The sequence below is a fragment of the Hydrogenivirga sp. 128-5-R1-1 genome (assembly GCF_000171895.1).
Genome location: NZ_ABHJ01000283.1, coordinates 1 through 1,650, shown reverse-complemented (window position 1 = coordinate 1,650; position 1,650 = coordinate 1). Strand labels below are relative to the sequence as shown.

Sequence of the window (1,650 nt, the reverse complement as noted above, 5' to 3'; positions counted from 1 at the left end):
CAGCATATTTTACTTATATAAAATTGTTAAAAGGTTTTAAATCGGAGAGTGAAAAAATCTCAAGCCAGATAGAAAGTTTAGTAGGACTTGAAGTACTGAGACTTGATTTGGAGCATCTTGGATATGGAATTTCAAATGATGAAACAAATTTAATTTTATCCTGGGATAGTACTAATAAAGAACTTATTTTAAGAAGTACATTAAATAATACGAACTCTTCAACAAGAGGATATATATTAACTAAATGTAATGCAGGAACTTTAGATGTAAATTATGACGGTAGAGAAGATAAAACAAATCCATATGTTTCTGTTCTTGATACTGAAAACTGGAATTTTTTTGATACAGGACAGGTTGTAAATAATACCATTTCATTGAATTCTCAAACATGCAGTAATACGAAAGTTTATGTTGCATTTCCAATAAGAGATGTTGTTTATAACGGAACCTCTAATGGCTGTTTAGTCTCATATTGTGAACAAATAACATATACACTTTCAAATGCAAATCTGATAAGTAGATGTAATCCAGGTACTTATAATCTTGTAAGGAGAATAGGGACTGCAAATACAGGTGGTGAACCTATTTTGAATTGTGTTTCTGACTGGAAAATAACAGTGGATATAGATTTAGATGGTAATGGAGTAATTGATAGTACAGAAACAGATTTAACATTCAATAATTTGGATGTTGATTTAAATGGAACTATAGAAAATAGCGAAATAAGAAATAACTTGAAAGCGGTAAATGTTTATATATTAATACAAGATGGAAAATACGACCCTGAATACACATATACACAGGTATCAAATTGTGGAGCTGATAAATGTGTTTCTATAAATGGAGAGTTATTAAAACTTCCTGCAAACTATATCCATTATAGATGGAAGCCTTTGAAGATAAAGATAAAACCAATGGATTTATAAGGTGTAAACATGGAAAATAATCAAAAAGGTATAGCTTTGATTACTACACTGGTATTAGGTTTGATAGCTTTAGCTTTCATTGGGGCATTACTGTATTTATTGACCAGTGGAACAAAAATTTCTGGTGTTGAAAAAAGATATTACACAGCATTAGAAGCGGCCAAAAGTGGAGCTGAGCTTGTAATCAGTAATATACTTTCTGGTGATTTGAAATGTAATGGTACTTCATGTACACCCTGCCCAACGGCAGTTTCTAATGCATGTAAAATAGATTTAAATCCGTCAAACCTTGGCAGTTATAGTGTAGAATCTTATCTGTTGGAAAAAGAAGCTTTTACTGATATTAGTGGTAATAGTATAAGCATTTATACTATTAAGGTAATAGCAAAAAATTTTAACAAGCCCGAAGAAAAGGCAGAAATAGAGTTTGTGTATAAAGTTAGATGATAAATTTTTCTAATATCCCTAAAATAGAGATGTATTTGTATGAATAACTTCTGGATTTTCGCAAGTATTTATCCATATACTTGCATTAGTCCCTGGAGATGGTTCTAATCCTGAGCATCTACCTGCTGGACATTCAATAGTAATTTTTACACCATTACAACTTGTTTGTCTTTCAAAGATAGCTTTTAAAGGAATGTCTATTTTTAAATCTCCATTTTGGTCAATAATTATAGTATCATTATTAGAATCATAACTACATTTTATTGTACCTGAACCT

At 30.5% G+C, this 1,650-nt stretch carries 3 protein-coding genes; 2 read left to right on the top strand and 1 reads right to left on the bottom strand.

Annotated elements, in window-relative coordinates; all coding sequences use genetic code 11:
- Both HG1285_RS19950 and HG1285_RS02420 read left to right on the top strand, forming a co-directional pair.
- On the top strand, positions 1–926 hold a 926-nt coding region (locus HG1285_RS19950; protein WP_008289137.1), incomplete at its 5' end, for a hypothetical protein.
- Between the two features lie 9 nt (positions 927–935).
- Positions 936–1,373, top strand: a complete 438-nt coding sequence (locus HG1285_RS02420) for a hypothetical protein (RefSeq protein ID WP_008289136.1) — start codon at positions 936–938, stop codon at positions 1,371–1,373.
- Between the two features lie 18 nt (positions 1,374–1,391).
- On the opposite strand, the gene HG1285_RS19945 is transcribed toward HG1285_RS02420, so the two are convergent.
- On the bottom strand, positions 1,392–1,650 hold a 259-nt coding region (locus HG1285_RS19945), incomplete at its 5' end, for a hypothetical protein (protein ID WP_008289135.1).